Here is a 26,304-nt window from a genome sequence, read left to right on the forward strand (position 1 = left end):
CACCGCGGCCTTTTTTTTGGTCTTGTCCTTGGGCTCCACTTCCCTTAGTTTCCGTCAGGATGCGCAAGCATCACATCACACCTCAACATACCGGAGCCCCTTAATGCCCGAATCGCACGTGACCCTGACCCCTCTTGGCGGGCTGGGAGAAATCGGCAAGAACTGCATGGCCCTGGAGACCGAGCAGAGCATGATCCTGGTGGACTGCGGGCTCATGTTTCCGGATGTCATACTCTATGGAGTAGATGTGGTCATCCCCCGCATGGACTTCATCGTCAGCCGCAAGCACAAATTGAAGGGCATCATTCTGACCCACGGGCATGAAGACCATATCGGAGCGCTGGCCTGGCTTGTTCCCTATCTGCAGGAGGTTCCCCTCTACGGTTCGGAGTTCACCCTGCGCCTGGCCCTGAAACGCCTGCAGGAGCGCAATCTCGACTCCCACGTGAAGCTGCACCCGGTGCGCGCGCGGGAGCGGGTCGATCTGGGCGAGTTCGCCGTGACCTTCATGCCGGTCTGCCACAGCATCATCGAGGGCTTTGGCCTTGGCATCGAAACTCCGGCCGGACGCATCGTGCACACCGGGGATTTCAAGATCGACCGCAATCCCCAGGGCGCGCACGCCACCGATCTTGATGCCTTCAGGAAATTCTCGGACGACGGCGTGCTGCTTCTGCTGTCCGACTCGACCAACGTGGAGCGGGAAGGCTTCTCCCTGACCGAACAGGAAATCCAGGACTCCCTGGACGAGGTCTTTGCCGATGCCAAGGGCCGCATCCTGGTGACCCTGTTCGCCACGCACATCCAGCGCATGCAGGAAATTTTCGATCTCGCCGCCAAGCATGGCCGCAAGGTGGCCTTCACGGGGCGCAGCCTGGTCACCAACATCGAGGTCGCCAAGGATCTCGGGCACCTGCGCTTCAACCGCGAAAACTCGTGCGACATGGAAGAACTGGCCTATCTGGACGACAGCCGGATCGTGATCCTGCTGACCGGCTCCCAGGGCGAACCCCTCTCGGCCCTGAGCCGCGTGGCCCGGAGCGAGCACCGGCAGATCAACATCCACAAGGGCGACACCGTGGTCATGTCCTCGCGCTTCATCCCGGGCAACACCAGGGCCATCACCCGCGTCATCAACGACCTCTACCGGCACGGGGCGAGCGTCCTCTACGAGAAGGTGCAGGCCATCCACGCCTCGGGGCACGCCCATCAGGAAGAACTCAAGATCATGCTCGACACGGTCCGGCCCAAGTTCTTCGTGCCGGTGCACGGCGAATACCGCCACCTCTTCAAGCACGCCGAGCTGGCCGTTTCGCGCGGCATCGCGCCGGAACGGGCGCTGATCCTGGAGAACGGTCAGCCCGTGACCCTTTCGTCCTCGGGCATCCGCCTGGAGGAAGCGGTCTTCGCCGAGTCCATCCTCGTCGACGGCAAAGGCGTGGGCGACGTGGGCCAGAGCGTGCTCAAGGAACGCCAGATCCTGGGCGGGGAAGGCCTTGTCATCGTGCTCCTGGTGCAGGACGAATTCGGGACCATCGTCTTCGGCCCCAGCATCCAGTCCAAGGGCTTCATATTCGAGCAGCATTTCTCCCACATCCTCGAAGACGCCAAGTGCATCATACTTGATGTCATGGAAGGCAACCCCGGCTGCGAGGCCTACAAGCTGGAAGAGAAGATCAGGTCCTCCCTGCGCCGCTTTTTCCGCAAGGTCCTGGAGCGCGACCCCATTGTCATTCCCCTCATCGCCCGGGTGTAATTTTTTCTTGCCAAGCATAAAGCTCTCGCGTACCGACTTCAGTTCCCAAACACTCCACACGTCCGCATTTTTGGTTTGGCCCATTCGGGCTCCTGCGGACGGAGGAATAAAACCAAGGAGATTACCATGCCTTATGTCAGTATGAAACAGATGCTGGAAACCGGAGTTCACTTCGGCCACCAGACCCGCCGCTGGAACCCCAAGATGCGCCCCTTCATTTTCGGCGCGCGCAAGGGCATTCACATCATCGACCTGCAGCAGACCGTAAAGCTGTACCGCAAGGCCCACGATTTCATCGCGGACACCGTTGCACGCGGCGGCAAGATCATTTTTGTCGGCACCAAGCGCCAGGCCCAGGACGTGATCAAGACCGAAGCCGAGCGCTGCGGCATGTACCACGTCACCAACCGCTGGCTCGGCGGCACGCTGACCAACTACCAGACCATCCGCACCAGCATCACCCGCCTGAAAAAGCTCGAAACCATGTTCGAAGACGGCTCCGTGAGCCGCTTCCTGAAAAAGGAAGTCGTGCGCATGGAACGCGAGGTCACCAAGCTGAACCTGACCCTGGGCGGCATCAAGGACATGGAAGAGCCGCCGGCGGCCGCCTTCATCATCGATCCGCATCGCGAAGAGATCGCCGTCAAGGAATGTCGCAAACTCGGCATCCCGATCGTGGCCGTGGTCGATACCAACTGCGATCCCGACCTGATTGACTATATCATCCCCGGCAACGACGACGCCATCCGCGCCATCAAGCTTTTTGCCGGCGCAATGGCCGATGCCTGCATGGAAGGCGCCGCCAGCACCAAGGACGCAGTGGAAGAGCCCAAGACCACCAAGGTTCCCGAAGTTGAGCTTCCGGCCGGTTCCGCAGAGCCAGAATCCGTAGATACAGACGAAGAGGTATAATACGATGAGCATTACCGCAGCGATGGTTAAGGACCTGCGCGAACGCACCGGCGTGGGCATGATGGATTGCAAAAAGGCACTGGCCGAATGTGATGGCGACGAAGAAAAGGCCATTGCATGGCTGCGCGAAAAGGGGCTGTCCAAGGCCGCCAAGAAAGCCGGCCGCGCCACTTCCGAGGGCCTGGTGACCGTTGTCGTCGCCGCTGACGGCAAATCCGCCGCCATGAGCGAACTCAAGTGCGAGACCGATTTCGTGTCCAAGAACGAGGAATTCATTGCCCTGGCTGAAGGCCTGGCCAATCTCGCCCTGGAAAAGAAGACCGACGACCTGGAAGCGCTGCCTGCCGAAGCCTCCGATCTGACCGGCCTCATCGGCAAGATCGGCGAGAACATGCAGGTCGGCCGCCTGGCCTACGTGTCCTTCACCGGCGACGGAGCCATCGGCACCTACGTCCATTCCACCAAGAAGCTTGGCGTCCTGGTCGAACTGTCCGGTCAGGCCACTCCCGAGCTGGCCAAGGATGTGGCCATGCAGATCGCGGCCGCCAATCCCCTTTGCGTCGGCCCGGATCAGATCCCGGCCGAAACCCTGGCCCAGGAGAAGGAAATCTACCTGAACCAGGCCAAGGAAGAAGGCAAGCCGGCCCAGATCGCCGAGAAGATCGTCGAGGGACGCATCCGCAAGTTCTATCAGGAAGTATGTCTGCGCGAGCAGCTCTTCATCAAGGACGACAAGAAGACCATCAAGGACCTTCTTGGTAAAAACGCCGACATTGTCCGGTTCTTCCGGTTCGCCATCGGCGCATAAGCAAAGGGCCGCAAGGCCCTTTTTTTTGGCCCTCAGATCGTCGAAACCCGCATCTGTCCCGCTTCACGCCTGCTGTTGCAGCGGATGCGCGAAATGGATATACGATCATCCGAGAAGGAGGCTTGGTCATCCCGGCCTCCTTTTCGTTCACCGCTTACCCAAGAGGTACCTATACAATGGAGAAACTCCGATACGGCAGAGTCATGCTCAAGCTGAGCGGAGAGGCCCTGGCCGGAGAGCAGGGCTTCGGCATCGAACCCCAGACCATCCAATCCATCTGCCGAGAGCTTGCCGAGGCGGCCTCCATGGGCGTGCAGCTCAGCATGGTCATCGGCGGCGGCAACATTTTTCGTGGAATTTCCGTCTCCTCCAAGGGCATGGACCGTGCCTCGGCCGACTACATGGGCATGCTGGCCACGGTCATGAATGCCCTGGCGGTTCAGGACGCCCTGGAAAAACTGGGCATCACGACCCGCGTCATGACCGCCATCGACATGAAGGAAGTTGCCGAGCCCTACATCCGGCGCCGCGCCATCCGTCATCTCGAAAAAGGCCGCGTGGTCATCTGCGCCGCCGGAACGGGTATTCCCTATTTCACAACGGACACGGCGGCGGCGCTCAGGGCCATGGAACTCAAATGCGAGGCCATCTTGAAGGCCACCAGGGTCAACGGCGTCTACGACAAGGACCCCGAAAAGCATTCCGACGCCGTCATGTTCAACAAACTGACCTACCTGGACGTCCTGCAGCGTCGTCTCAAGGTCATGGATTCCGCGGCCATATCCCTTTGCATGGACAACAAACTCCCCATCGGGGTCTTCAACCTCTTTGTACCCGGCAATATCCAGCGGGTGGTCAGAGGCGAGGAAGTCGGAACAATTGTTCAAGGAGAATGACATGGAAAAGCACACACAGGATTGCACCAACAGGATGCAGAAAAGCATCGACAGTCTGGAAAAGGATTTCTCCAAGCTGCGCACCGGCCGGGCCTCCACGGCGCTGGTGGACAGCATCCGGGTCGATTACTACGGTACCCCGACCCCGCTCAATCAGGTTGCCTCCGTATCCATCCCGGACAGCCGCACCATTTCCATTTCCCCGTGGGATCGCAGCGCCTTCAACAGCATCGAGAAGGCCATCATGAAGTCGGACCTGGGACTCACGCCCATCAACGACGGCCGCGCCATTCGCATCAACATCCCGGTTCTGACCGAAGAACGCCGCAAGGACCTGGTCAAGATGGCCAAGAAGTATACCGAAGATGCCAAGGTCGCCATCCGCAACGTGCGCCGGGACGTCAACGACGCCCTGAAGAAAATGCACACCGCCAAGGAAATCAGCGAAGACGATCTGCACAAGGCCCAGGACGAAGTCCAGAAGACCACGGACAACTTCGTGAAGAAGGCTGACGCGGTCTTTACCGAGAAAGAAAAGGAAATCATGGAGATCTAGATCCAGTCCATGCCACCGCTCAATCATCTCGCCATCATCATGGACGGCAACGGCCGCTGGGCCCGCGCCAGGGGTCTTGACCGCAGCGCCGGCCACAAGGCCGGCACTGAAACCGCCCGCGAAATCGTCAAGGAATGCCGAAAGCTCGGCATTCCTTACCTGACGCTCTACACCTTCTCCAAGGAGAACTGGTCCAGGCCCAAACAGGAGGTCGGTTTCCTCTTCAACCTGCTCAAGGATTTTTTGACCGAGGAGCTTCCTTCCCTGCTGGAACAGTCCATCCGACTGAACGTGCTCGGCGATCTGGACGAACTGCCCCTGCCCACCAGGCAGGTGCTACGCCACGCCGTGGAAAAAACCGCCTCCTGCTCGGCCATGAACCTGAACCTGGCCCTCAACTATTCGGGGCGGCTTGAAATTCTGCGTGCCTGCCAGGCTCTACTGAAGAAGCAGGTCAAACCGTCGGAACTGACCGAGGAGATGTTCGCGGGCGAACTCTACACCTCGGGCATGCCCGACCCGGACCTGATCCTGCGCACCAGCGGCGAACTGCGACTCAGCAACTATCTGCTCTTTCAGAGCGCCTACAGCGAACTCTATTTCTCCGCCGTGCCCTGGCCGGATTTTCATGTCGGCGAACTGCACGCCGCCCTGGAGGACTACGCGTCCCGTCAGCGCCGCTTCGGGACCACGGGTGAGGAGTCCGCATGACAAGTCCGCATTTCAAACGCGTCCTGACTTCCCTGCTGCTGCTGCCCCTGCTGGGCTGGGCCATCTTGAGCGGCGACCCGGTCCTGAGCATCGGCGTCACGGCAGTGGCGGGCCTCGGTCTCATGGAGTTCTACGCCATGTTCTGGCCGGGACGTGAAAAGCTTGCTTTCAAAGCCCTTGGCCTCTTCTTCGCACTGGGCATGATCTGGGCGCCTCTGTCTTGGAGCGGCGGGGCCCTGGTCTGCATGGCCATGCTGGGCGTGGCCGTCTCATTTCTGATCGCCCACGACAGGCTAAAATCTCCCGACGCTTTTAAGGACAGCCAGACACTGCTCTTCGGCCTTCTGTATCTGCCCTTTATCCTGCGTCTCTTCCGGACCATTTCCGCTCCGGAAATCGGACTTGTGCTGCTGACCACCTTTGCCGCCGACACCGGGGCCTACTATGCCGGGAGCTTCATCGGCGGTCCCAAGATCTGGCCTTCGGTCAGTCCGAAAAAAACCTGGGCCGGCAGCCTCGGGGGCCTCTGCGCGAGCGTTCTGGTCTGCACCGCCATGGGCCTTTTCTTCGGCAGCGCGCACTGGACGAGCTTCGCCCTGCTTGGCGTGGCCCTGAATATTGCCGCGCAGATCGGCGACTTTTTCGAATCCGCCCTGAAACGCTGGCGCGGAGTTAAAGACTCCGGCAAGATTCTGCCCGGACACGGCGGCATTCTGGATCGCATCGACAGTCTGCTCTTCACCCTTCCCCTGTACTGCGGGCTGACCGCCTTGTTCTCCTTTTTCGCCTGAGACAAAAAGCCATGAAGTACATTTCCGGCCTCTCTTCCCCGGTTTTCGACCGCCCCGGCCAGCGCAGCCTCGCCATTCTGGGCAGCACCGGGTCCATCGGCACCAGCGCGCTCAAGGTCGTGGCCAAGAATCGCGACGACCTCAATGTCGTGGCCCTGGCCGGAGCACGGAACATGGAGCTGCTGGCCAGGCAGGCCGAGATCTTCCGTCCGAAATACCTGGGAGTCCTGAACGAGGAAAAAGCAGACGAACTCTCCGTCCTGCTCCCTGCTGGGTACAACCCGCGCATTCTCGTTGGACAGGAAGGGTACACGGCCATGGCCACCCTGCCCGAGGCCGACCTCATCCTGGCCGCCCAGGTCGGCGCTGCCGGGTTGGTCCCGGCCCTGGCCGCTGCCGAGGCCGGCAAGGTGCTGTGCCTGGCCAACAAGGAGGCCCTCGTTCTGGCCGGAGACCTTTTCCGCAGTGCCTGCCGGACCAGCGGAGCCGCCATTCTTCCTGTGGACTCGGAGCACAACGCCCTGTTCCAGGCTTTCGCAGGCCATGAAGGCAGACAAGCCTGTCGCCTAATCCTGACCGCGTCAGGCGGACCGTTTCGCACAAGAAGCCTGCAGGAAATCCAGGCCGTAACTCCTGCCCAGGCCCTAAGGCACCCGAACTGGTCCATGGGCGCAAAAATTTCCATCGACTCCGCGACCATGATGAACAAGGGCCTTGAGATCATCGAGGCCGTGCATCTTTACGGCGCGTCCCTGGACGAGGTGGACGTGGTGGTCCATCCCCAATCCATCGTCCACTCCCTGGTCGAGTACGAAGACGGCTCGCAGCTGGCCCATCTGGGCATGCCGGACATGGAGATCCCCATCGGGTACTGCCTCGGCTATCCCAAAAGACTGCACATCGGCCTTGAGCGCCTCGATCTGGCCCGGATCGGCACCCTGACTTTCGAGGCCCCCGATCCGCTGCGCTTTCCCTGTCTGAATCTGGCGCGCGAGGCGCTTTCCGCCGGCCCCAGCCACCCCGTGGTGCTCAATGCCGCCAATGAAATCGCGGTTCAGGCATTTCTTGACGGGCGCATCTCTTTTCCGGGCATTGCCCGGCTCATCGAGATGATGCTGGGCAAACATTCCTTGACCTTGATGCATGATCTGGGGGACATTTTGGACCTTGATGCGCAAACACGAACTCGGTCCGAAGAGGCCATAGGAAAAGGCGAATGGTAACCAGTATTCTGGCTGTGGTGGTGGTCCTGGGCGGACTGATCTTCTTTCATGAACTGGGTCACTTCGTGGTCGCTCGCGGCCTCGGCATGGGGGTCAGCGTCTTTTCCCTGGGATTCGGGACGCGGCTTTTCGGCTTCACCCGGGGCAAGACGGACTACCGGGTCTGCGCCTTTCCCCTGGGCGGATACGTGCAGCTCGTGGGTGAATCTGTCGACGCCGAACTTCCCGAGGGATTTGGCCCGGAGGAATCATTTTCGCGCAGACCGCCCTGGCAACGCATGCTGGTCGTGCTGGCCGGGCCCGTATTCAACTTCATCCTGGCCTGGTTCATTTTCTGGGGCTTGGCCTACAGCCAGGGCGTGCAGGAGCTGTTACCCGTCATCGGCCAGGTGACCAACTCAAGCGCGGCCGAAGAAGCCGGCATCGTCCCCGGAGATCAGATCATCGAAATCGATGGCGTGCGGATCGAGGTCTGGGAAGACCTGGTCGATCGCATTGAGACCAATGAAGGCGATTCGATGTTCCTGACCGTGCAACGGGGCAGCGAGCTCTTTTCCGTGCACGTCACTCCGCGATTGCAGGAAAAGCGCAATTTGTTCGGCGAAATCAAGACCATGCCCATGCTCGGCATCGCCCCCAAGGGCGAAATCCTGAGTCGCGAGCTTGGATTTTTTGACGCCGCGGTTCAGGGCGCCCGTCAAATCCGGGAAGTCAGCGGGCTGATGGTCATGGGCATCGTCAAACTCATCGAGCGAGTCATCCCCATGTCGGACATGGGCGGAGTCATCCTCATCACCGAGATGATCCACAAGGAAGCGCAAAACGGCATTGTCAATCTGCTGGCCCTGACCGCGCTGATCAGCATCAACCTTGGGATCCTGAACCTGCTGCCCATCCCGGTGCTGGACGGCGGGCACATCCTCTTCTTCTTCCTGGAAACCGTCACCGGCAAACCCCTGAGCCCGCGAGTTCAGCAAGTTGCCCTGAAGATCGGCATGATGCTGCTGCTCATGCTCATGATCCTGGCCACATTCAATGATATCCTCCGACACTTCAAGTAGCCGCTATCTCGCGCTGAACTGCGCCGAGGAACGCATTCAGGTTGTCCTTGGCAGCCCCCCCGAGGTCATGTTCAGCGAAGAGATCCTCTGTCCCGGGCAATCCATCCGCCACCTGCCCACGGCCATCGCGCGCGCCCTCGGGGTGCAGGCCATGGGCGCGGGCGGGCTTTCCGGCATCGCCTGTGTGCGCGGGCCGGGATCGTTCACGGGCCTGCGCATAGCCCACGCGGCCATGCACGGGCTGTCCCGTCCGCACGCCATCCCCATGGCCGGCCTGCAATATCCGCAAATCCTGGCCGCCCAGGCCGAACCATTCGTGCGCGACACAGAACTTTGGGTCCTGACTTACGCCCGCAAGGGTCAGGTCTACATTCAGGGCTTTAAGGCCGGCATGCCTCTGGCTCCTGTCCGGCCGCTGCCGGTTCCCAAGGCTCACGAACTGCTGCAGTCACGTCCGGCGGGCATCTTTCTGCTCGGCAGCGGACTGCGCAAAAATCCCGAACTGTTGGCCTTGCCGAAGGCCACGGTCCTGCCTCAATTTCTCGATACGCCCCTGCCGTCCTCTCTGCTGGCCGCTGCATGCGCGGCGGAGTATTCAAGCCAGCCCCCCCAGCCGCTGTATCTTCGCAAGTCCGACGCCGAGGACAACCTGGAATCCATCGCCATTTCGCGCGGCATTCCGACCACCGAGGCCCGCAAGCACATCCCCGATTTCGAATAATCTTTGTCCGACATGCGATGTTGGACAAAATTCCTCTAAAGAAATTCTCCGTCCGGCCGATTTACTCATCAAGAACAATGAGCAAGGCCCGCAAACTGCTCGATTCAAAGGCAAGGACGCCGCTAATCTTTCAAGGAGGAATTTTTTATGTCACTCATTATCAACCACAACCTGATGGCCATGAACGCGAACCGCAACCTGGCATCCGCGTACGGCAACCTGTCGACATCCGTCAGCCGCCTGTCTTCGGGCCTGCGCATCACTTCGGCCGCCGACGACGCGGCGGGCCTCGCCATTCGCGAGCTCATGCGTGCGGATATCGCATCCCTGAACCAGGGTGTCAGAAACGCCAATGACGCCATCTCCATGATCCAGACCGCCGACGGCGCCCTTGGCGTCATCGACGAAAAGCTGATCCGCATGAAGGAACTGGCCACCCAGGCGGCCACCGGCACCTACGCTTCGGACCAGCGTCTGATCATCGACTCGGAGTACCAGGCCATGGCCTCGGAAATCACCCGAATCGCCAACGCCACGGACTTCAACGGAATTTACCTGCTGAACGGCAACCTCTCCGCATCCAGCACAAACGCGGCCGTTGCGAATTGGAGCAAGGAGCACTCGGGCAGCGGATTGGCCTCAACCGGCCCCCTGAAGGTTCACTTTGGCACGGGCAACGACTCCGCGGAAGATTACTACTACATCTCCATCGGCAACTCCACCGCCTCAGCCTTGGGCGTAGGCAACGCTTCAGACGCCGCCAGGGCCAACGGAACCGGCAACGCGGCATCTGGAGGCTACAGCATCTCCACCCAGCAGGGCGCCCAGGAAGCCCTGGAGGCCCTCAACTCGGCCATCACCTCCAAGGACAACATCCGAGCCAACCTCGGCGCCTTGCAGAACCGTCTTGAGAACACCATCACCAACCTGCAGATCCAGGCAGAGAACCTGCAGGCAGCCGAGTCTCAGATCTCCGATGCCGACGTCGCCACGGAAATGACCAACTTCGTGCGCAACCAGATCCTGACCCAGTCCGCAGTGGCCATGCTTTCCCAGGCCAACAGCCTGCCGAATATGGCCATGCAGCTCTTGCAGGGATAATGACAGCTTCGTAAAACCTCTTTCCCGGCCGGGTCGCGGAAGCGGCCCGGCCTTTTTAACTCGATAATGTTGATTCTGGCACCAGGATTGCTCGAAGTGTGAATAGACTCGTCCAACCCAACGCACCAGAGGAATGACATGGCTGATGACCTGACCAGTTCGCTTATTTCCGGAGCCATCCGCTTCACGGGCCTCGGGTCCGGGACGGACTTCGACTCCATGGTGACCAAGCTCATCGAAGTCGAACAGACCCGAACCAAGCGGCTCGAGTACTGGCGGTCGGGATGGGAAGCCAAGAGTGAAGCCTTTGATTCGCTCTCTTCCAACATGCTTTCCCTCAAGGCGTCGCTGGATACCATGAACACCACGGACGAGTTCCTGATCAAGAACGCCATCTCTTCCAACACCACCGCCTTGACCGCAAAGGCGGGCAGCAACGCGGAAGAAAGTACCCACCAGGTGGATGTGTTGTCCCTGGCGACCAACGACATGCACATGGGGGCGGTAATTTTTTCCTCTCCGGATGACGTCATCAGCGGCGGCGCGGACGGGACATTCGTCTTCACGGCCGGCTCCCGGCAGGTCTCCGTGAACGTAACCAGCACCACGACCCTGAGTCAGTTCGCCAGTCTCATCAACTCCGACGCGGATAATCGCAACTACGTACGAGCCAGCGTGGTCAACGACGGCAGCGGTTACAGGCTGCAGATTCGAGGCATGGATCTTGGCGCCGGCAATGACTTCATTGTCGATGCAAACTCGACCTCGGCCAATCTGCTCACAAATTTCAGCCAAAGTCAGTTCATTGAAACCCAGAATGCCGCCAACGCAAAACTCCGGGTCGATGGCTTTCCTCTTGCCCCCACAGCCACTGCGGAAATACTGAAGGCCACCTTTACCGGCAAGACCACGACGGACACAATCACCACCGCCGACGGAACCTTCAAGTTCGCCTACGGCGGAACGCTGTATTCCGTCGATGTCGCGGCCGCGGACACCTACGCTTCGCTGGCCGGAAAAATCAACACTGCGGTGGGCTCCACCATGGCCACGGCCACGGACGTGTCCGGCAATGTCGAGCTGACCCTGACCGGAGCGGCGGGATCGGACAAACAGATTTCCATCATCAATTCCCCCGGGACCACGGTCGGCGAACTTCAACCGGCAGCCTTCACACAGATCCAGGGAGCCACCGACGGCTACTTCGAGCGTAACTCAAACTCCATTTCGGACATCATCTCCGGCGTGACCCTGAATCTGGCCAGCATCGGCAGCACGACCATCACCACCAGCCTCGATCCGGAAGCGGTTACCGAGAAGGTGCAGACCTTTGTCGAGGCCGTGAATTCGGTGCTAAAGGAAATAAAAGACCAAACGCAGGTCACGACCGTCGGTGAAAATGTTTCCGGGTCCCTTTTGACCGGCAACTACGGCATGCAGATGATCCAGCAGAAGCTCAAGAATATCCTGGCGGAAAAAGGAGTCGGGTTCGACTACGACATGGACCCCATCGTTTCCCTGGGCAGCGTGGGCATCACCACGGACACCAGCCAGGGCTCCCCGACTTTCGGCATGCTCATTTTCGACCCCGGTGCCTTTTCCGCGGCGCTAAGCACCGACCCCGACGCCGTGGCCCGCCTCTTCAGCGCGGACCATTACCCGGCAACCAAGGAAATGGTGAACGGCGTCGCAGTGGAATCCTCGAATTTCAATTTCGACTCGTCCATCAAGGGCGTAACCCAAGCCGGGGAGTATTCCGTCAGCTACAGCGTGGATGCCGGCGGCAACATCAGCGCCGCGAGCATCAATGGATACCCGGCCAGCATCGACGGCACCAAGATCGTGGCCCAGGGGGATGGAAATGCGGCACGAGGCCTTTCCATCGAAGTCATCAACCTGACGGCCGGTTCCTATTCCGGCACGGTCCAGATCAAGTCCGGCAAGACCCAGGAGCTGATTGACGAACTCAAAAGGTTGACAGATTCAACGACCGGAACCCTTGAAGTCCTCAAGGACAACTACCAGGACATCATGGATTCCATCGACGACAAGATCGCCTATGAGGAGCGCCGTCTGACTCTTCTGGAAAAGAACCTGCGCCTGCGCTTTGCCAAGCTTGAAGCCGTCCTTGGTACGTACAACAACATTTCCACCCAGATCAGCTCGCAAATCAGCAGTTTGTCCGGCAAGTGATAGAAAGGAGTTCGCACAGTGCACAAAGCCGCCAACGCCTACATGCAGACCCAGGTCACCACCACAACCCCCGGCCATCTCGTGGTCTTGCTTTACGACGGTGCCATCACCTTCCTGGAGCAGGCCAAGGGAGAGATAGAGGCGAAAAACTTTGCCAAGAAGGGCATCCTCATTTCCCAGGCTCTCGATATCATAGCCGAACTCGACGGCTCCCTGAACGCGGACAAGGGCGGGGAAATCGCCCGGAACCTGCACAAGCTCTACATGTACTGCAGCACCCGCCTGCTGCAGGCCAACCTCAAGATGGATATAGACATGGTGGACGAAGTAATCGGGATCCTGTCCTCTTTCAGATCCGCCTTTTCGGAAATCTCCAAGAATCCGGCTCACCAGGCACCTCCCAGGGCGGCCGCCTATTACGCCAGATAGGCCGGGGCGCCCAGTCCTGGCCGGCATGTAAGGCACGCATTCTGCAAACGCTTTCCCAGATCACACTTCAACAGGAAAAGCGACATGTGCGGCATAGCCGGTTTTTTCAATCCGAGCGGAATCTCTCCGCAAGATAACGTTCTTTCGTCCATGGCCCAAGCCCTGGCCCATCGCGGGCCGGACCATCAGGGCCTGTTCCAGGACCGCTGCTGTGCCCTGGCCTACAGACGGCTTTCCGTCATAGATCTGGCAGGGGGCAACCAGCCCGTGGTCCATGAACCGTCCGGGGCGGTCCTGGTTTTCAACGGCGAAATCTACAATTACCAGCCGCTTCGGGCCGAACTTGCCAGCCTTGGCCATGTTTTCCGCACCCACTCGGACTCTGAAGTCCTGCTCGCGGCCTACCTGCAGTGGGGCGACAAATGCCTGCGCCGCCTGGTCGGCATGTTCGCCTTCGCGGTTTGGACCCCTCGGACGCAAACGCTGTTCCTGGCCCGGGACCGCATGGGCAAGAAGCCGCTTTTTTACACGATCCTGCCCAACGGAACCCTGATCTTCGCCTCCGAGATCAAGGCCATCCTGCACTTTCCTGGCGTGCAGCGCGCCATGAACCCCTTGGCCATGGACCGACTGCTGGACTATGGATTCAACCTGGCTCCGGATACGTTTCTGCAGGGAATCAGCCAGGTTCCGCCCGCCCACGCCCTGCTGGCCGACGGCAACGGACACCGGACCGCCCCCTACTGGGACATCCCCATGGACCGTCCCGTGGCCAAAATCTCCGAGGACGAAGCCGCCGAGGGTCTGCGCCATCATCTGGTTGAAGCCGTGCGCGATCGCCTCGTGGCCGACGTGCCCGTTGCCTCGTACCTCAGCGGAGGCATCGACTCCAGCAGTGTGACCGGCCTTTATGCGCACCTCTCGAACGCCCCCGTGCACACCCTCTCCATCGCCTTCGAGGACGCGGGCTATGACGAGCGCCATTTCGCGCGCATGGCCTCAAGCTCGTTCGGAACCAGCCATCACGAATTTCTCTGCACCATCGCCGAGAAGGAAATCGAAAAACTGGTCTGGCATCTGGAGAGCCCGATGGTCACCCTCCTGAATCTGCCGCTCTATCTTTTGTCCAAACAAATAAGGGATATGGGTTTCAAGGTAGTCCTGTCCGGAGACGGGGCAGACGAAATCCTGGGCGGATACGACTATTTCAAACTCTTGAAGCTCATGGACTTCATCGGCAGGAACGAAAGCGTCGGCCGCGCGAACCTGCTGCGCCGGGTCTTTCCCGGCATCACGTCACAGCAGCAGGCCTGGATGCAGTATGCCGCACTCAAAGGTTATCCGGCCGCGCATCCGGCTCTGCCCTACAGATTCCAGGCCTTCCAGTTCAAGGGACAGCTCATGAGCGACGCCTTCGTGAACCGCCTGCTGCCCGTGATCCAAGAGCGCGACGAAGAACTGCCCACCGTTCCGGGTGACAGGTCCCTCATGGACCAGGCCCTGTACCTGGAGACCAAGATGCGCCTGCCGAACCTGACCCTGGCTCTGGCCGACACCATGAGCATGGCCAACTCCGTCGAACTGCGCTCGCCGTTCATGGATCACCGGCTGGTGGAGTACGTCTTCTCCCTGCCCAGTCATCTCAAGATGCGCGGCCTCAATGAAAAGTACCTACTCAAAAAGAGTTTCCGCACCTTCCTGCCCCCCGCCATCAGCCAGCGCCGCAAGCAGCCTCTGGCGCCTCCGAGCAAGTGGTTCGTGCGCATGTTCAGAGACATGATCGGCGACGTTCTCTCTGCCTCCACCGTGCGCGACAAGGGCTATTTCAGGCCCGAATTCACGGACCACATGCTACGCGAGTTCGATGCGGACAGCCTCATGGACTACAGCGGCGTGATCATTGTCGCCCTCTTCGTGCATCTCTTCGACGACCTCTTCGTGTCCGCCAAATCCCCGCGCGGTTGCTAATCGAGACAAGAGCAGGTATCAGCCTTCTCGCAAGAGGAGAACGCATTTACCATGAACATCATCTGTCCCAAGTGCGGATTCGGACGCACTGTCAACGAAGAGAAGCTGCCTCCGAAAGCGGTCATGGCCACTTGTCCCAAGTGCCGGAATCGCTTCAAATTCCGTGAAATAGCTCCGCTCGAACATATCGAACCAACAACCGATTCTCCGCCTCCGGCACCAGCGTTCGCCCCTGAAAACCGGGACACGCAGGAAGAGGCCCAAGGCCCGGTGCAACCGGAGCAGACACCTTCCGGGCCCGTCGAATCGCCCGCGCCGCCGCATGACGAAGACCTTTGGAACGAACTGGCCGCGCTCAAAGAGGACGAGGACGAAGATCCCCACACCGAGCACCAGCCGGAACCGTCCCTGCCGCTGTGGGAGAGGGCCGAATCCGGCTATCCGCGCGCCTTCGCCCAGACCTTCCTTGAGGTGCTGGCCAATCCCAAGGGCTTTTTCTCGGCCATGCCCGTGGGATACGGGATGGTCAAACCGCTGCTTTTCTTCCTGATCATCGTCCAGGCCGTGGCCCTGTCCCAATCCGTCTGGCAACTCTTGGGCATCATCCCCCCGAACGCGCTGACCGAGAATCTGGACAACACGTTGCAGGCGGCTCTCTCGCTCATCCTGTACCCGATTGAAGTCTGCGTCTTCCTGTTTCTCGACACCGCCATGAACCACTTCTTTCTGCGGCTCTTCAAGGCGGACACCAAAGGCTTCGAGGGCACCTTCAGAGCCGAGACCTACAGCGCGGCGCCCATGCTGCTCATGATCGTCCCGTACATCGGCCTGCCCTTGGCCATGATCGGCGTGGTCGTGTACAAGTTTCTGGGACTGCGCCATGTGCACGGCGCCACGAACAAACAGGTGCTGGCCGTCCTGATCCTGCCCATGCTGCTGGCCATAACCGTCGCCATCGTCCTGACGCTGTTGACCGGAGGGATCTGATGCGCAACTTCAAAGCCTGGTGGCGCACGGCCCTGAACAAGCCGAAGGATCCCCGCAAGCCCCGCGGCGGCGCGGACAATCCGGCGGCAAGACGCGAGCCCATCGCCGGGGATTCCAAGGACCACACGGCATCGCTTTTAAACGCCGAGCCTCCCACCCACACCCTGCAGTAGGCGTTTTTCACCCCTTGACTTGACAATGGCAACCATTAGGACAAGCCTTCGGCTTTCTCGTTTTTTACGGACCCGGCCGCACCTTCCGGCGCGGCCGGGATCGCACATCACCCCGACGAACCCCAGCGTTCACATGAGGCAACCATGATCGGTATTTCAAAATTATACTGCGGCACGGTGGAACCTTCCGATGCACTTCGCTACGGACGCGATTCCGCCCAACTCCCCTCTCACCTGCTGCAGTTCGCCAAGGACAAGAAGCCCGTTGTGGTCTGGAACATGACCCAGCGCTGCAATCTCAAATGCGTGCACTGCTACGCCCACGCCGTGGAACCGAGCAATCACAAGGACCCCATCTCCACGGATCAGGCCAAGGCCATGATCGACGACCTGGCCAAGTTCGGCGCGCCGGTCATCCTCTTTTCCGGCGGCGAACCTCTGGTACGCGAAGATCTGGTGGACCTGGCCAAATACGCCACCTCCACGGGCATGCGCGCGGTCATCTCCACCAACGGGACGCTCATCACCAAGGCCAAGGCCCGCGAACTCAAGGAAGTCGGACTGTCCTACGTCGGCATCTCCCTTGACGGCGCCGAGACCGTGCACGACCAGTTTCGCGGCGTGACCGGCGCCTACAAACTGGCGCTCAAGGGCATGGAAAACTGTCAGGCCGAAGGGCTCAAGGTGGGACTCAGGTTCACCATCAACAAGCGCAACGCCGCCGAGATTCCGCACCTCTTCGATCTGGTCGAATCCCTGGAAGTGCCGCGTATCTGTTTTTATCATCTGGTCTATTCGGGCCGCGGTTCCGAACTGATCAAGGAAGATCTGGATCACGCCGAGACCCGCGCCGTGGTCGACCTGATCATGGACCGCACCCGCGCCCTGCATGACAAGGGCAAGCCCAAGGAAGTGTTGACCGTGGACAACCACGCCGACGGCCCCTACGTCTACTATCGCCTGCTCAAGGAAGATCCGGCCCGCGCCGCCGAGGTCATGGAACTTTTGAAGATGAACGAAGGCAACTCCTCGGGACGCGGCATCGGCTGCATCTCCTGGGACGGCGCCGTGCACGCGGACCAGTTCATGCGTCACCACACCTTCGGCAACGTCTTGGAGCGCCCCTTCTCCGAGATCTGGGTCGACGAAAAGATCGAACTTCTGCACAAGCTCAAGGACAAGCGCCCGCATGTGAAGGGCCGTTGCGCCACCTGCCGTTTCCTGAACATCTGCGGCGGCAACTTCCGGGCCCGCGCCGAAGCCTTTTACGACGACTTCTGGGCTCACGATCCGGCCTGTTATCTGACCGACGAGGAAATCAGCGGCGAAAAGCTCTAGGAGAACGGCATGAACACCTTTCATCGCGGCCGCCGGCTGCGTTCAAGGAGCGTCCTGCGGGACATGGTGAGGGAGAGCCGGCTGGGACGGGAGGACCTGATCCAGCCGTATTTCGTGGTCGAATCGGACCCGGACTTCAAGAAGCCCATCAGCTCCATGCCCGGACAGTTCCAGCTGGGCCTGAACCAGCTCCTGAGCGAAGTGGGTCCGGCCGTGGATGCGGGTCTCAAAAGCCTCATCCTCTTCGGCATCCCCGTTGAAAAAGATCCGGCCGGCACCCAGGCCTATGCCGAAAACGGCATCGTGCAGGAAGCCATCCGCCGCATCAAGAGCCGCTGGCCCGAGCTGATCGTGGTCGCGGACACCTGCCTGTGCGAATACACCTCCCACGGGCACTGCGGACTGGTCTCCCCCGAAGGCGTAGTCCAGAATGATCCGACCCTGGCGCTGCTGGCCCGCACGGCAGTGGCCCAGGCCCAGGCCGGCGCGGACATCATCGCGCCCTCGGACATGATGGACGGTCGGGTGGCTGCCATCCGGGAAGCCCTCGATGAAAAGGGTTTCCTGGACACGCCCATCATGTCCTACGCGGTCAAGTACTCCTCGGCCTTTTACGGCCCCTTCCGCGACGCGGCCGAAAGCGCGCCCAAATTCGGAGACCGCAAGACCTACCAGATGGACCCCGCCAACTGGCGCGAGGGCCTGCGCGAAGCCGCCGCCGACGTGGAAGAGGGCGCGGACATCCTCATGGTCAAACCGGGCCTGCCCTATCTGGACATCATCCGTCTGGTCCGTGACAACTTCGACCTGCCCGTAGCCGCATATCAGGTCAGCGGGGAATACAGCCAGATCAAGGCAGCGGCCATGAACGGCTGGATCGACGAAACCGCCGTGGCGCTCGAAAGCCTCATCGCATTCAAGCGGGCCGGCGCGGACCTGATCCTCTCCTACTTCACCCAAGACCTGCTCAAGGCGGGACACGTATAATGCAAAAAAATCCTCATCACGGCGCAGGCCATTCGGGTCTGGACGGGCCCCCTGCCGGGCATCCGGGTGGTCACCCGGGTGGACATCCCGGGGGCAAACCCGGCGGACACCCGGGCGGCATGGTCACGACCCTGGCCGACGGCACCCCGGCCTGCAAGCTCATCGCCTGGGAAGTGACCCGCTCCTGCAACCTGGCCTGCAAGCACTGCCGGGCCGAGGCGCACCTGGAACCCTACGAGGGCGAGCTGGACACGGCCGAGGCCAAGGCGCTCATCGACACCTTTCCGCAAGTCGGCAGCCCGATCATCATCTTCACTGGCGGCGATCCCATGATGCGCGCCGATGTCTATGAGCTCATCCGCTACGCCACCGACAAGGGCCTGCGCTGCGTCATGTCGCCCAACGGGACGCTGATCACCCCGGAAACCGCGCAGAAGATGCGCGAGTCCGGAGTGCAGCGCTGCTCCATCTCCATCGATGGTCCCGACGCGCAAAGCCACGACGAGTTTCGCGGCGTGCAGGGCGCGTTCGACGCTTCCATGCGTGGCATCGAGTACCTGAAGGAAGCTGGCATCGAATTCCAGGTCAACACCACCGTGACCCGTGCGAACCTGAGCAGCTTCAAGAAGATCTTCGACCTTTGCGAACACATAGGCGCCGTGGCCTGGCACATCTTCCTGCTGGTGCCCACGGGCCGGGCCGCCCAGCTCGGAGCCGAGGTCATCACGGGCCAGGAATACGAGGACGTGCTCAACTGGTTCTATGATTTCCGCAAGACCACGAACATGCACTTAAAGGCCACCTGCGCCCCGCACTACTACCGCATCATGCGTCAGCGGGCCAAGGCCGAGGGCGTGCCGGTCACACCCGAAAACTTCGGCCTCGACGCCATGACCAGGGGCTGTCTCGGCGGAACCGGCTTCTGCTTCATCTCCCACGTCGGCCAGGTCCAGCCCTGCGGCTACCTGGAGCTGGACTGCGGCAACATCCGTACCACCCCGTTTCCGGAAATCTGGCGTTCATCGAAGCAATTCAAGCAGTTTCGCACCCAGGAAGATTACGAAGGCAAGTGCGGCATCTGTGAATACCACAAGGTCTGCGGCGGCTGCCGTGCCCGGGCGTACTCCATGAACGACAACTACATGGGCGAAGAACCGCTGTGCACGTACATTCCCAAACTCGCCGAACGGCGCAAAGCCTGATGGGTGGAAGCATGGATGATTTTGACAAGAAGATCCTGGACATGATCCAAACGGGCTTCCCCCTCGAAGCCCGTCCCTATGAAGAGATCGGCCTCAAGGTCGGCCTGACCGAGGCCGAGACTCTGGCCCGCGTGCGGGCGCTGACGGAAAAAGGCGTGATCCGCCGCATCGGGGCCAACTTCCAGTCCAAGAAGCTGGGCTGGCACTCGACCCTGTGCTCCGCCGCCGTGCCCGAGTACAAGCTGGACGAATTCATCGCCGAGGTGAACAAGCTCCCAGGCGTTACGCACAACTACCTGCGCCAGCACCGTCAGAACATCTGGTTCACCTTCATCGGTCCGTCCTGGGAAGATGTGCAGGAGACCCTGGCCGGAATCACCCGCAAGACGGGCATCTCCATCCTGAACCTGCCTGCGACCAAGATGTACAAGATCCAGGTCGACTTCAAGATGGGCGACAGGGAGGAATGATGCGCGAATTCATCCTCTCGCCGTCCCTTTTGTCCTCGGATTTCGGCGCGCTACGCTCCGAGCTGACCGCCCTTGAAGAGGCCGGCCTCAAATGGGTGCACTGGGATGTCATGGATGGGGCCTTCGTGCCGAACATCACCTTCGGCCCTCCGGTCATCAAGCGCCTGCGCAAGACCTCCCGGCTCTTCTTCGACGTGCACCTCATGATCGAACGCCCCGAGCGCTACATCCAGGAGTTCGCCGACGCGGGCGCCGATCTGCTCTGCATCCACGCCGAAAGCACGCTGCACCTCGAGCGTACGGTCAGCGTCATCCGCGAGGCGGGCATGCAGGTCGGCCTGTCGCTGAATCCGGCCACGCCGCTGGGTGTCGTCGAGTATCTGCTGCCCCAGCTGGACATGGTGCTCATCATGAGCGTGAATCCGGGTTTCGGCGGCCAGTCCTTCATCCCGTTCTGCAAGGACAAGATCGCGACCCTGTCCGGCATGATCCGCTCTCGCGGGCTGTCGACACTGATTCAGGTCGACGGGGGCGTGACCCTGGACAATGCAAAAGAGCTCTTCGACCTTGGAGCCGACGTCCTGGTCTCCGGCTCGGCCTTCTTCGGGTTTCCCCCGTATGCCGAGCGGCACAAGGCGTTTCAGGATGCCGTGCACGCGAAATAGACGGCCTGCATCGCTCCCCGTTTCCACGCAACCCTCGCCACGGCGGGGGTTTTCTTTTTCATGCACGTGCGGGCTTTACCCCTAAACGATCCTGCCCAGTCCCGTGCCCAGGTAAAGGGCCGCGAACCCCACCACATTCTGCCCAGCCAGATTGAGGGCCAGCTTGAGCCACTGGCCGTCGTCAAGGATGCCGCCGCTTTCGAAGATGAAGGTCGAGAAGGTCGTGAACGCGCCCATGAAGCCGGTGAGAATCAGGATGCGGGCCTGCGCCGACAGGAGCCCCCGCTCCTCGGACAGAATCCAGACCAGCCCGAACAGGAAGCAGCCCGTGATGTTCACCGCCCAGGTGCCCCAGGGAAAGTCCCGCCCCATGACATTGTAGACCAGCCCCGAAAGCCAGTAGCGGCACAGTGTTCCACACGCCCCGGCCAGGGCGATCAAGGCAATTTTCGACATGAGTTTTCCTCGCGGTTGATTCGCTTGTTGCATCGACGCTCCTGGACAGTCGCATGCACAAGCGGGAACGCCATGCTGATCCGCCGTGAAAAGCCCCGGCTGATCCGGAACGCTCGGGGTTCGGCATGGCGAAGACTTCGCTTATCAAAGCCCCGGATGATTGTGGAGCGCTATCCCGCCCGGAACAATTATTTCTGCCGCAGAATCGGATGGACATCAATGCGGGCTGTATCTCATTTCAAAACAGAGAGTTACGTCCTTGATGCGTTTTGTGCACGATTCTGATAAAGGCGCGGCAAACACCATGAGAGCCCCCATGACATCACCTATCCGCTGCCTGCTTGTCGATGACGAACCGCCCGCCCTGGACGAACTGTCCTATCTTCTGTCCGGCTTTGAGGATGTGCGGATCGTCGGCACGGCCATGTCCGCATCGCAGGCCATGGAGGAAATCGTGCGACTGCGCCCCGAAGTGGTCTTTCAGGACATCCAGATGCCGGGCGCGACCGGCTTTCATGTTCTGGAGCGGGCGCTCAAATGCCCCGAGCCGCCGCTCTTCGTCTTTGCCACGGCCTATGACCAGTATGCCATCCGCGCTTTCGAGGAGAACGCGGTGGATTATCTGCTCAAGCCCGTCTCCCGCGAACGCCTGGCCAACTGCCTGGGGCGGCTGCGCAACCAGTTGCGCCACATGAACCCGGGCCGGGCCGCGCAGCCGAAGCTGGAAGAACTGCTGAAGGGCATGGGACTCGGCCAGCCGCTGGTGCGCATCTCCGTGGAGCATCGGGGGCGCGTGCTGCTGCTCGGGCACGCCGATGTCGTCCTCATCCGCACGGAAGGGCGCCGCACTTTAGTGCACACGCGCGACACGCAGTATGTGCACCACGGCCCCGGCACCTTGGATCGCCTGGAGGAAAAACTCGCAGCCCTGTCCTTCTTTCGCGCCAACCGGGGCGAGCTCGTCAATCTGGCGCAGGTCAGGGATTTCGCGCCCTGGTTCAACGGCAAATATCTTTTGACCATGCGCGATCACGCGGCCACCGAAATCACCGTCAGCAAGGCCAGGGTGCGCGATTTTCGCGACCAGCTCGGCCTTGCGTAAAGGATAACCATGAATTCCGACGCCCTCATCCTGGCCCTGGCCGAACGCCTCGGCCTCATCGTGGCCGGAGCCTTCCTGCTCCTGACCATCACCCCCATCCACAAGATGCGTCTGCGCCAGGGCCCCTCGTGGCGTTCGACGCTGCTGCAGATCCTCTTCTTCGGCGCGGCAGGAATCCTGGGCACCTACGGAGGCAACCTCGTCTCCCAGTCCGTGGCCAATCTTCGGGCCATGGCCGTGATCACGGGCGGCCTCTTCGGCGGCCCCGTGGTCGGCATCGCTTCCGGACTGATTGCCGGAGGGCACCGCATCCTCATCGATATCGGCGGATTCAGCGCCGTGCCGTGCGGCCTGTCGACCATGATCGAAGGCGCGGCCGCCGGGCTGCTGACCCTCTATCTCAAGGAACGCAGCGTGGACTGGCGCTGGGCGGCCGGACTGGCCCTGGGCGGCGAGACGCTGCACATGGGCATGGTCCTGGCCCTGTCCCACTCCTTTGCGGAAGCAGTGGAACTGGTGCGCATCATCGCCGCGCCCATGATCATCCTGAACACCCTGGGCGCGGCCACCTTCGTACAGGTCATCAACGTGGTCTTCCGCTACCGGGCCAGGCAGGATTCGGTCCAGGCCCAGGAAATCCTCGACATCGCCAACTCCACGGTCAGTCACTTGCGCTCCGGGCTGACCCCCGAGAGCGCCCTGGCCACGGCGCGCATCATCCACAGCCGGGTCGCGGTCGGCGCCGTGGCCATCACCGACGAAACCAACGTCCTGGCCCACATCGGCGTCGGCGACGACCATCACCTGGCCGGACGGCCCATCGTCACCGAGGCTACCCGGACCGTGCTCGAGACCGGGCAGCCCATGTTTCTGAGCGCAAAGGAGGGCATCGGCTGCGGACACCCGAACTGTCCCTTTGCCTCGGCCATCATCGTGCCCCTGACCAAGGGCGGAAGCGTCGCCGGGACGCTCAAATTCTATGGCACGGCCAACAAATCCCTCGACCTGCTGCTCTTCGAGCTGGGCAAGGGGCTTGGCAACCTCTTTTCCACCCAGCTCGAACTGGAAAACATCCAGATCACCGAACGCATGCTCGCCCATGCCGAAATCCGGCGCCTGCAGGCCCAGATCAATCCCCACTTCCTGTTCAACTCCCTGAACACCATCACCTCCTTTTGCCGCACCAGTCCCGAAAAGGCCCGCAGCCTGCTCCAGGACCTGTCCAGCTATCTGCGCAAGAGCCTGGAGGCCAGCCGGGGATTCGTGCCCCTGTCCGAGGAACTGGACCAGATCCGCTGCTATCTGGCCATCGAACAGGCCCGCTTCGGTGAGCGCATTCGGATCGACTTCGACGTGCAGGAAGGATGCGAATCCTGGCCCATCCCGCCGCTGATCATTCAGCCCCTGGTCGAAAACAGCGTGCGTCACGGCATTCTGGCCCACGAAAACGGCGGCGAGATCCGCGTGCAGGTGCGCAAGGAAGGCGCGTGCCTGCATGTGGAGGTCAAGGATGACGGGGTAGGGATGGATCAGTCCCAGGTGAACCGGCTGTTCGCCAAGACCAGGCTGGATTCCCGGTCGGGCGGAATCGGCGTGCGCAACTGCTTCCAGCGGCTGGAACAGATCTTCGGCCCGTCCTATCTCCCGCAGGTCGTCAGTGCGCCCGGCCAGGGCACCTGCATCGACTTCATGCTGCCCATGCCGGCCCGGGTCTAGCTCCCGTTTCTTCATCGGCGCCGACAATTCCGATCACGAACAAGACGTTTCGGCTCTCCTGGCGAACGCTTCAGGCGCTGAAAAAGACATTTTAAACGAGACTTCTTGTCCCCTTGCATCCTGTTGGCCTAAAGCGCGTCATATCCGCCGAGTTCGACCCGGCAAACCATCCCGGTCATGGCAGCATGACCGAAAGTTGATTTGAAGAGATCTGGCGCAACCAACTTTTTTCCAAGGAGGGACACTTGTTTTACTTCTTCTTCGCCGTCGCGGCGCTTATCACCGGCTATTTCGTTTACGGCAAGATCGTCGAATCCAGTTTCGGCGTCGACAGCTGCAAGGCCACCCCGGCCTGCCGACTCGCGGACGGAGTCGACTATGTCAAAATGAACCCAAAAACCATCTACATGGTGCAGCTCCTGAACATCGCGGGACTCGGGCCCATTTTCGGCCCCATACTTGGCGCCCTCTACGGCCCGGCCGCACTGGTCTGGATCGTGCTCGGCAGCATCTTCGCAGGCGCGGTGCACGACTACTTCTCCGGCATGATGTCCGTACGCTATGACGGCAAATCCATCCCCGACGCCGTGGGTCACAACCTCGGCAACTTCGCCAAACAGTTCATGAACGTCTTCTCCGTCATCCTGCTGCTCCTGGTCGGCGTGGTCTTCATCCTCGGACCGGCCAAGCTGCTGGCGGTCAAAATCGGCTTCAACCTGGACAAAAACGTGGCCGTCGTGGTCTGGACCGGCATCATCTTCGCCTACTACTTCCTGGCCACCATCCTGCCCGTGGACAAGATCATCGGCCGTCTCTATCCGCTCTTCACCGCCTGCCTGCTGATCATGGCCTTCGGCCTCTCGGCCATGCTCATCGTGGACGGCTACACCTTCTTCCCCAACGGCGTGGGCCTGGCCAACGTGCATCCCAAGGGCCTGCCCATCTGGCCGCTGATGTTCATCACCATCGCCTGCGGAGCCATCTCCGGTTTCCATGCCACGCAGTCGCCCATGATGGCCCGCTGCATCCCCGATGAAAAATGCGGCCGCCCCATCTTCTACGGCGCCATGATCGGCGAGGGCATCATCGCTCTGGTCTGGGCCACCCTGGGCATGACCTTCTACCAGACCCCCGAAGCCCTGCAGGCCACCCTGGCCAGCGGCGGCCCCGCAGCAGTGGTCGACCAGGTCGCCACCACGCTGATGGGACCCATCGGCGGTTTCCTGGCCATCATCGGCGTCATCATCCTGCCCATCTCCTCCGGTGACACGGCCTTCCGCGCCGCGCGCCTGATCATCGCCGACTTCAGCAAGGTCGAGCAGAAGTCCGTCATCAAGCGCCTCATGATCGCCGTGCCGCTGTTCGTGATCGGCTTCATCATCACCAAGACGGAATTCAACGTCATCTGGCGCTACTTCGGCTTCGCCAACCAGACCCTCGCCACCATCGTGCTCTGGGCCTCGGCCATGTACCTGGTCCGTCACGGCAAGGCACACTGGATCGCCAGCGTCCCCGCGACCTTCATGACAGCGGTCTGCTCCACCTACCTCTGCGTGGCCCCGGAATTTCCGCTGCACCTGAGCTCCGACTACGGCTATCCCATCGGCATCGCCGTGGCCGCGGCCTGCTTCGTCTGGTTCATGCTCGCGGCGCGCAACACGCCCATTGAAGAAAACCCCGTCGACTCACCCGGAGTCATCGGCTGACCTGATCAAGCATAAGACATGAAAAAAGGGAGCTCACGGCTCCCTTTTTTCATTCTTCTCCAAAGACCAACCGAGCCAAAAGCCTTCGCCAGACTTGAACCTGTCTCCCGGTCGCCCTCCAGGACATCCTTCCAGACAGGCCTCGAACATCCAGCGCCAGAACTTCCACACTTTGTCCACATCCGCATCTGTCATGCGAGAAATGGATAGTTCCTGCTTTTATTGACATCATTCGCATAAAGAATGTAACAAAAAAATTTACATCTGCTTTTTTATTGATCCGCTAGCTACACTTCCCTTAAAAAAACATCTCGAATTCATCGACATGATAAAACGTCAATCAGCTTTCCAGACATTTCACTGGATATGAAGTTAC

At 60.7% G+C, this 26,304-nt stretch carries 25 protein-coding genes; 24 read left to right on the plus strand and 1 reads right to left on the minus strand.

The annotated features are described in order from the left end of the window. Positions 1-103 precede the first annotated feature (103 nt). The 21 genes from H4684_RS04935 to rpe all read left to right on the plus strand — a co-directional run bounded on the left by H4684_RS04935 (position 104) and on the right by rpe (position 20,948). Positions 104-1,756: a ribonuclease J gene (locus H4684_RS04935; RefSeq protein WP_192623027.1), complete on the plus strand. Its 1,653-nt coding sequence runs from the start codon at positions 104-106 to the stop codon at positions 1,754-1,756. A 126-nt stretch (positions 1,757-1,882) separates the two neighbouring features. Further along, a complete protein-coding gene (gene rpsB, locus H4684_RS04940; RefSeq protein ID WP_092190382.1) occupies positions 1,883-2,668 on the plus strand; it encodes a 30S ribosomal protein S2 in 786 nt (261 codons plus the stop codon). Positions 2,669-2,672: 4 nt separating this feature from the next. Beyond that, a complete protein-coding gene (gene tsf, locus H4684_RS04945) occupies positions 2,673-3,476 on the plus strand; it encodes a translation elongation factor Ts (RefSeq protein ID WP_092190380.1) in 804 nt (267 codons plus the stop codon). 176 nt (positions 3,477-3,652) lie between these two features. Continuing rightward, positions 3,653-4,372 carry a UMP kinase gene (pyrH, locus tag H4684_RS04950; protein ID WP_092190880.1) on the plus strand — a complete coding sequence of 240 codons (720 nt, stop codon included), beginning with the start codon at positions 3,653-3,655 and terminating at the stop codon, positions 4,370-4,372. Position 4,373: 1 nt separating this feature from the next. Further along, entirely contained in the window at positions 4,374-4,928 is a 555-nt protein-coding gene (frr, locus tag H4684_RS04955; RefSeq protein ID WP_092190378.1) for a ribosome recycling factor, read from the plus strand. Between the two features lie 9 nt (positions 4,929-4,937). Beyond that, positions 4,938-5,639, plus strand: a complete 702-nt coding sequence (gene uppS, locus H4684_RS04960) for a polyprenyl diphosphate synthase (protein WP_192623028.1) — start codon at positions 4,938-4,940, stop codon at positions 5,637-5,639. After that, on the plus strand, positions 5,636-6,430 hold the full coding sequence (locus H4684_RS04965) for a phosphatidate cytidylyltransferase (protein ID WP_092190374.1): 795 nt from the start codon (positions 5,636-5,638) through the stop codon (positions 6,428-6,430). Before uppS ends, H4684_RS04965 begins: the two co-directional genes overlap by 4 nt. Positions 6,431-6,441: 11 nt before the next feature. Then, entirely contained in the window at positions 6,442-7,653 is a 1,212-nt protein-coding gene (gene dxr / locus H4684_RS04970) for a 1-deoxy-D-xylulose-5-phosphate reductoisomerase (RefSeq protein WP_192623029.1), read from the plus strand. Beyond that, positions 7,647-8,714: an RIP metalloprotease RseP gene (gene rseP, locus H4684_RS04975; RefSeq protein ID WP_092190370.1), complete on the plus strand. Its 1,068-nt coding sequence runs from the start codon at positions 7,647-7,649 to the stop codon at positions 8,712-8,714. The genes dxr and rseP overlap by 7 nt, the downstream gene beginning before the upstream one ends. Continuing rightward, positions 8,689-9,435, plus strand: a complete 747-nt coding sequence (tsaB, locus tag H4684_RS04980; RefSeq protein WP_192623030.1) for a tRNA (adenosine(37)-N6)-threonylcarbamoyltransferase complex dimerization subunit type 1 TsaB — start codon at positions 8,689-8,691, stop codon at positions 9,433-9,435. Before rseP ends, tsaB begins: the two co-directional genes overlap by 26 nt. A gap of 147 nt (positions 9,436-9,582) precedes the next feature. After that, positions 9,583-10,536 (plus strand): flagellin N-terminal helical domain-containing protein, encoded by a 954-nt coding sequence (locus H4684_RS04985; protein ID WP_092190366.1) that lies wholly within the window; start codon positions 9,583-9,585, stop codon positions 10,534-10,536. Positions 10,537-10,674: 138 nt separating this feature from the next. Continuing rightward, positions 10,675-12,729, plus strand: coding sequence for a flagellar filament capping protein FliD (gene fliD / locus H4684_RS04990; RefSeq protein WP_092190364.1), 2,055 nt, complete (start codon positions 10,675-10,677; stop codon positions 12,727-12,729). An 18-nt stretch (positions 12,730-12,747) separates the two neighbouring features. Next, positions 12,748-13,158 (plus strand): flagellar export chaperone FliS, encoded by a 411-nt coding sequence (fliS, locus tag H4684_RS04995; protein ID WP_092190362.1) that lies wholly within the window; start codon positions 12,748-12,750, stop codon positions 13,156-13,158. Between the two features lie 84 nt (positions 13,159-13,242). Continuing rightward, positions 13,243-15,126 carry an asparagine synthase (glutamine-hydrolyzing) gene (gene asnB / locus H4684_RS05000; RefSeq protein ID WP_192623031.1) on the plus strand — a complete coding sequence of 628 codons (1,884 nt, stop codon included), beginning with the start codon at positions 13,243-13,245 and terminating at the stop codon, positions 15,124-15,126. 51 nt (positions 15,127-15,177) lie between these two features. Next, the gene (locus H4684_RS05005; RefSeq protein WP_192623032.1) at positions 15,178-16,113 is read left to right on the plus strand and encodes a zinc-ribbon domain-containing protein; all 936 of its coding nucleotides are present in this window, start codon (positions 15,178-15,180) and stop codon (positions 16,111-16,113) included. Further along, positions 16,113-16,286, plus strand: a complete 174-nt coding sequence (locus H4684_RS05010; protein ID WP_192623033.1) for a hypothetical protein — start codon at positions 16,113-16,115, stop codon at positions 16,284-16,286. Before H4684_RS05005 ends, H4684_RS05010 begins: the two co-directional genes overlap by 1 nt. A gap of 144 nt (positions 16,287-16,430) precedes the next feature. Beyond that, positions 16,431-17,624, plus strand: a complete 1,194-nt coding sequence (gene ahbC / locus H4684_RS05015) for a 12,18-didecarboxysiroheme deacetylase (RefSeq protein WP_192623034.1) — start codon at positions 16,431-16,433, stop codon at positions 17,622-17,624. A 9-nt stretch (positions 17,625-17,633) separates the two neighbouring features. Next, the gene (gene hemB, locus H4684_RS05020; protein WP_092190354.1) at positions 17,634-18,611 is read left to right on the plus strand and encodes a porphobilinogen synthase; all 978 of its coding nucleotides are present in this window, start codon (positions 17,634-17,636) and stop codon (positions 18,609-18,611) included. Further along, positions 18,611-19,813, plus strand: coding sequence for a heme b synthase (gene ahbD, locus H4684_RS05025; RefSeq protein WP_192623035.1), 1,203 nt, complete (start codon positions 18,611-18,613; stop codon positions 19,811-19,813). Before hemB ends, ahbD begins: the two co-directional genes overlap by 1 nt. An 11-nt stretch (positions 19,814-19,824) precedes the next feature. Next, positions 19,825-20,283 carry a siroheme decarboxylase subunit alpha gene (gene ahbA / locus H4684_RS05030; protein ID WP_192623036.1) on the plus strand — a complete coding sequence of 153 codons (459 nt, stop codon included), beginning with the start codon at positions 19,825-19,827 and terminating at the stop codon, positions 20,281-20,283. Further along, the gene (gene rpe, locus H4684_RS05035; RefSeq protein ID WP_192623037.1) at positions 20,280-20,948 is read left to right on the plus strand and encodes a ribulose-phosphate 3-epimerase; all 669 of its coding nucleotides are present in this window, start codon (positions 20,280-20,282) and stop codon (positions 20,946-20,948) included. The genes ahbA and rpe overlap by 4 nt, the downstream gene beginning before the upstream one ends. Before the next feature lie 81 nt (positions 20,949-21,029). On the opposite strand, the gene crcB is transcribed toward rpe, so the two are convergent. Beyond that, entirely contained in the window at positions 21,030-21,404 is a 375-nt protein-coding gene (gene crcB / locus H4684_RS05040; protein WP_092190350.1) for a fluoride efflux transporter CrcB, read from the minus strand. A 316-nt stretch (positions 21,405-21,720) separates the two neighbouring features. On the opposite strand from crcB, the gene H4684_RS05045 reads away from it, so the two are divergent. The 3 genes from H4684_RS05045 to H4684_RS05055 all read left to right on the plus strand — a co-directional run bounded on the left by H4684_RS05045 (position 21,721) and on the right by H4684_RS05055 (position 25,928). Beyond that, complete coding sequence (locus H4684_RS05045; RefSeq protein ID WP_192623038.1) at positions 21,721-22,506, plus strand: LytR/AlgR family response regulator transcription factor; 786 nt, start codon at positions 21,721-21,723, stop codon at positions 22,504-22,506. Positions 22,507-22,515: 9 nt separating this feature from the next. Continuing rightward, positions 22,516-24,222, plus strand: a complete 1,707-nt coding sequence (locus tag H4684_RS05050) for a LytS/YhcK type 5TM receptor domain-containing protein (RefSeq protein WP_092190346.1) — start codon at positions 22,516-22,518, stop codon at positions 24,220-24,222. 245 nt (positions 24,223-24,467) lie between these two features. Beyond that, a complete protein-coding gene (locus tag H4684_RS05055; protein ID WP_092190344.1) occupies positions 24,468-25,928 on the plus strand; it encodes a carbon starvation CstA family protein in 1,461 nt (486 codons plus the stop codon). The last annotated feature ends 376 nt before the right edge of the window (positions 25,929-26,304 follow it).

The sequence above is a fragment of the Desulfomicrobium macestii genome, assembly GCF_014873765.1.
GTDB classification, from domain to species: Bacteria; Desulfobacterota; Desulfovibrionia; order Desulfovibrionales; family Desulfomicrobiaceae; genus Desulfomicrobium; species Desulfomicrobium macestii.

Coding starts and splice junctions, on each gene's coding strand:
- H4684_RS04935 (WP_192623027.1), top strand. CDS start 104: ATGCCCGAATCGCACGTGACCCTGACCCCTCTTGGCGGGCTGGGAGAA.
- rpsB (WP_092190382.1), top strand. CDS start 1,883: ATGCCTTATGTCAGTATGAAACAGATGCTGGAAACCGGAGTTCACTTC.
- tsf (WP_092190380.1), top strand. CDS start 2,673: ATGAGCATTACCGCAGCGATGGTTAAGGACCTGCGCGAACGCACCGGC.
- pyrH (WP_092190880.1), top strand. CDS start 3,653: ATGGAGAAACTCCGATACGGCAGAGTCATGCTCAAGCTGAGCGGAGAG.
- frr (WP_092190378.1), top strand. CDS start 4,374: ATGGAAAAGCACACACAGGATTGCACCAACAGGATGCAGAAAAGCATC.
- uppS (WP_192623028.1), top strand. CDS start 4,938: ATGCCACCGCTCAATCATCTCGCCATCATCATGGACGGCAACGGCCGC.
- H4684_RS04965 (WP_092190374.1), top strand. CDS start 5,636: ATGACAAGTCCGCATTTCAAACGCGTCCTGACTTCCCTGCTGCTGCTG.
- dxr (WP_192623029.1), top strand. CDS start 6,442: ATGAAGTACATTTCCGGCCTCTCTTCCCCGGTTTTCGACCGCCCCGGC.
- rseP (WP_092190370.1), top strand. CDS start 7,647: ATGGTAACCAGTATTCTGGCTGTGGTGGTGGTCCTGGGCGGACTGATC.
- tsaB (WP_192623030.1), top strand. CDS start 8,689: ATGATATCCTCCGACACTTCAAGTAGCCGCTATCTCGCGCTGAACTGC.
- H4684_RS04985 (WP_092190366.1), top strand. CDS start 9,583: ATGTCACTCATTATCAACCACAACCTGATGGCCATGAACGCGAACCGC.
- fliD (WP_092190364.1), top strand. CDS start 10,675: ATGGCTGATGACCTGACCAGTTCGCTTATTTCCGGAGCCATCCGCTTC.
- asnB (WP_192623031.1), top strand. CDS start 13,243: ATGTGCGGCATAGCCGGTTTTTTCAATCCGAGCGGAATCTCTCCGCAA.
- H4684_RS05005 (WP_192623032.1), top strand. CDS start 15,178: ATGAACATCATCTGTCCCAAGTGCGGATTCGGACGCACTGTCAACGAA.
- H4684_RS05010 (WP_192623033.1), top strand. CDS start 16,113: ATGCGCAACTTCAAAGCCTGGTGGCGCACGGCCCTGAACAAGCCGAAG.
- ahbC (WP_192623034.1), top strand. CDS start 16,431: ATGATCGGTATTTCAAAATTATACTGCGGCACGGTGGAACCTTCCGAT.
- hemB (WP_092190354.1), top strand. CDS start 17,634: ATGAACACCTTTCATCGCGGCCGCCGGCTGCGTTCAAGGAGCGTCCTG.
- ahbD (WP_192623035.1), top strand. CDS start 18,611: ATGCAAAAAAATCCTCATCACGGCGCAGGCCATTCGGGTCTGGACGGG.
- ahbA (WP_192623036.1), top strand. CDS start 19,825: ATGGATGATTTTGACAAGAAGATCCTGGACATGATCCAAACGGGCTTC.
- rpe (WP_192623037.1), top strand. CDS start 20,280: ATGATGCGCGAATTCATCCTCTCGCCGTCCCTTTTGTCCTCGGATTTC.
- crcB (WP_092190350.1), bottom strand. CDS start 21,404: ATGTCGAAAATTGCCTTGATCGCCCTGGCCGGGGCGTGTGGAACACTG.
- H4684_RS05045 (WP_192623038.1), top strand. CDS start 21,721: ATGACATCACCTATCCGCTGCCTGCTTGTCGATGACGAACCGCCCGCC.
- H4684_RS05050 (WP_092190346.1), top strand. CDS start 22,516: ATGAATTCCGACGCCCTCATCCTGGCCCTGGCCGAACGCCTCGGCCTC.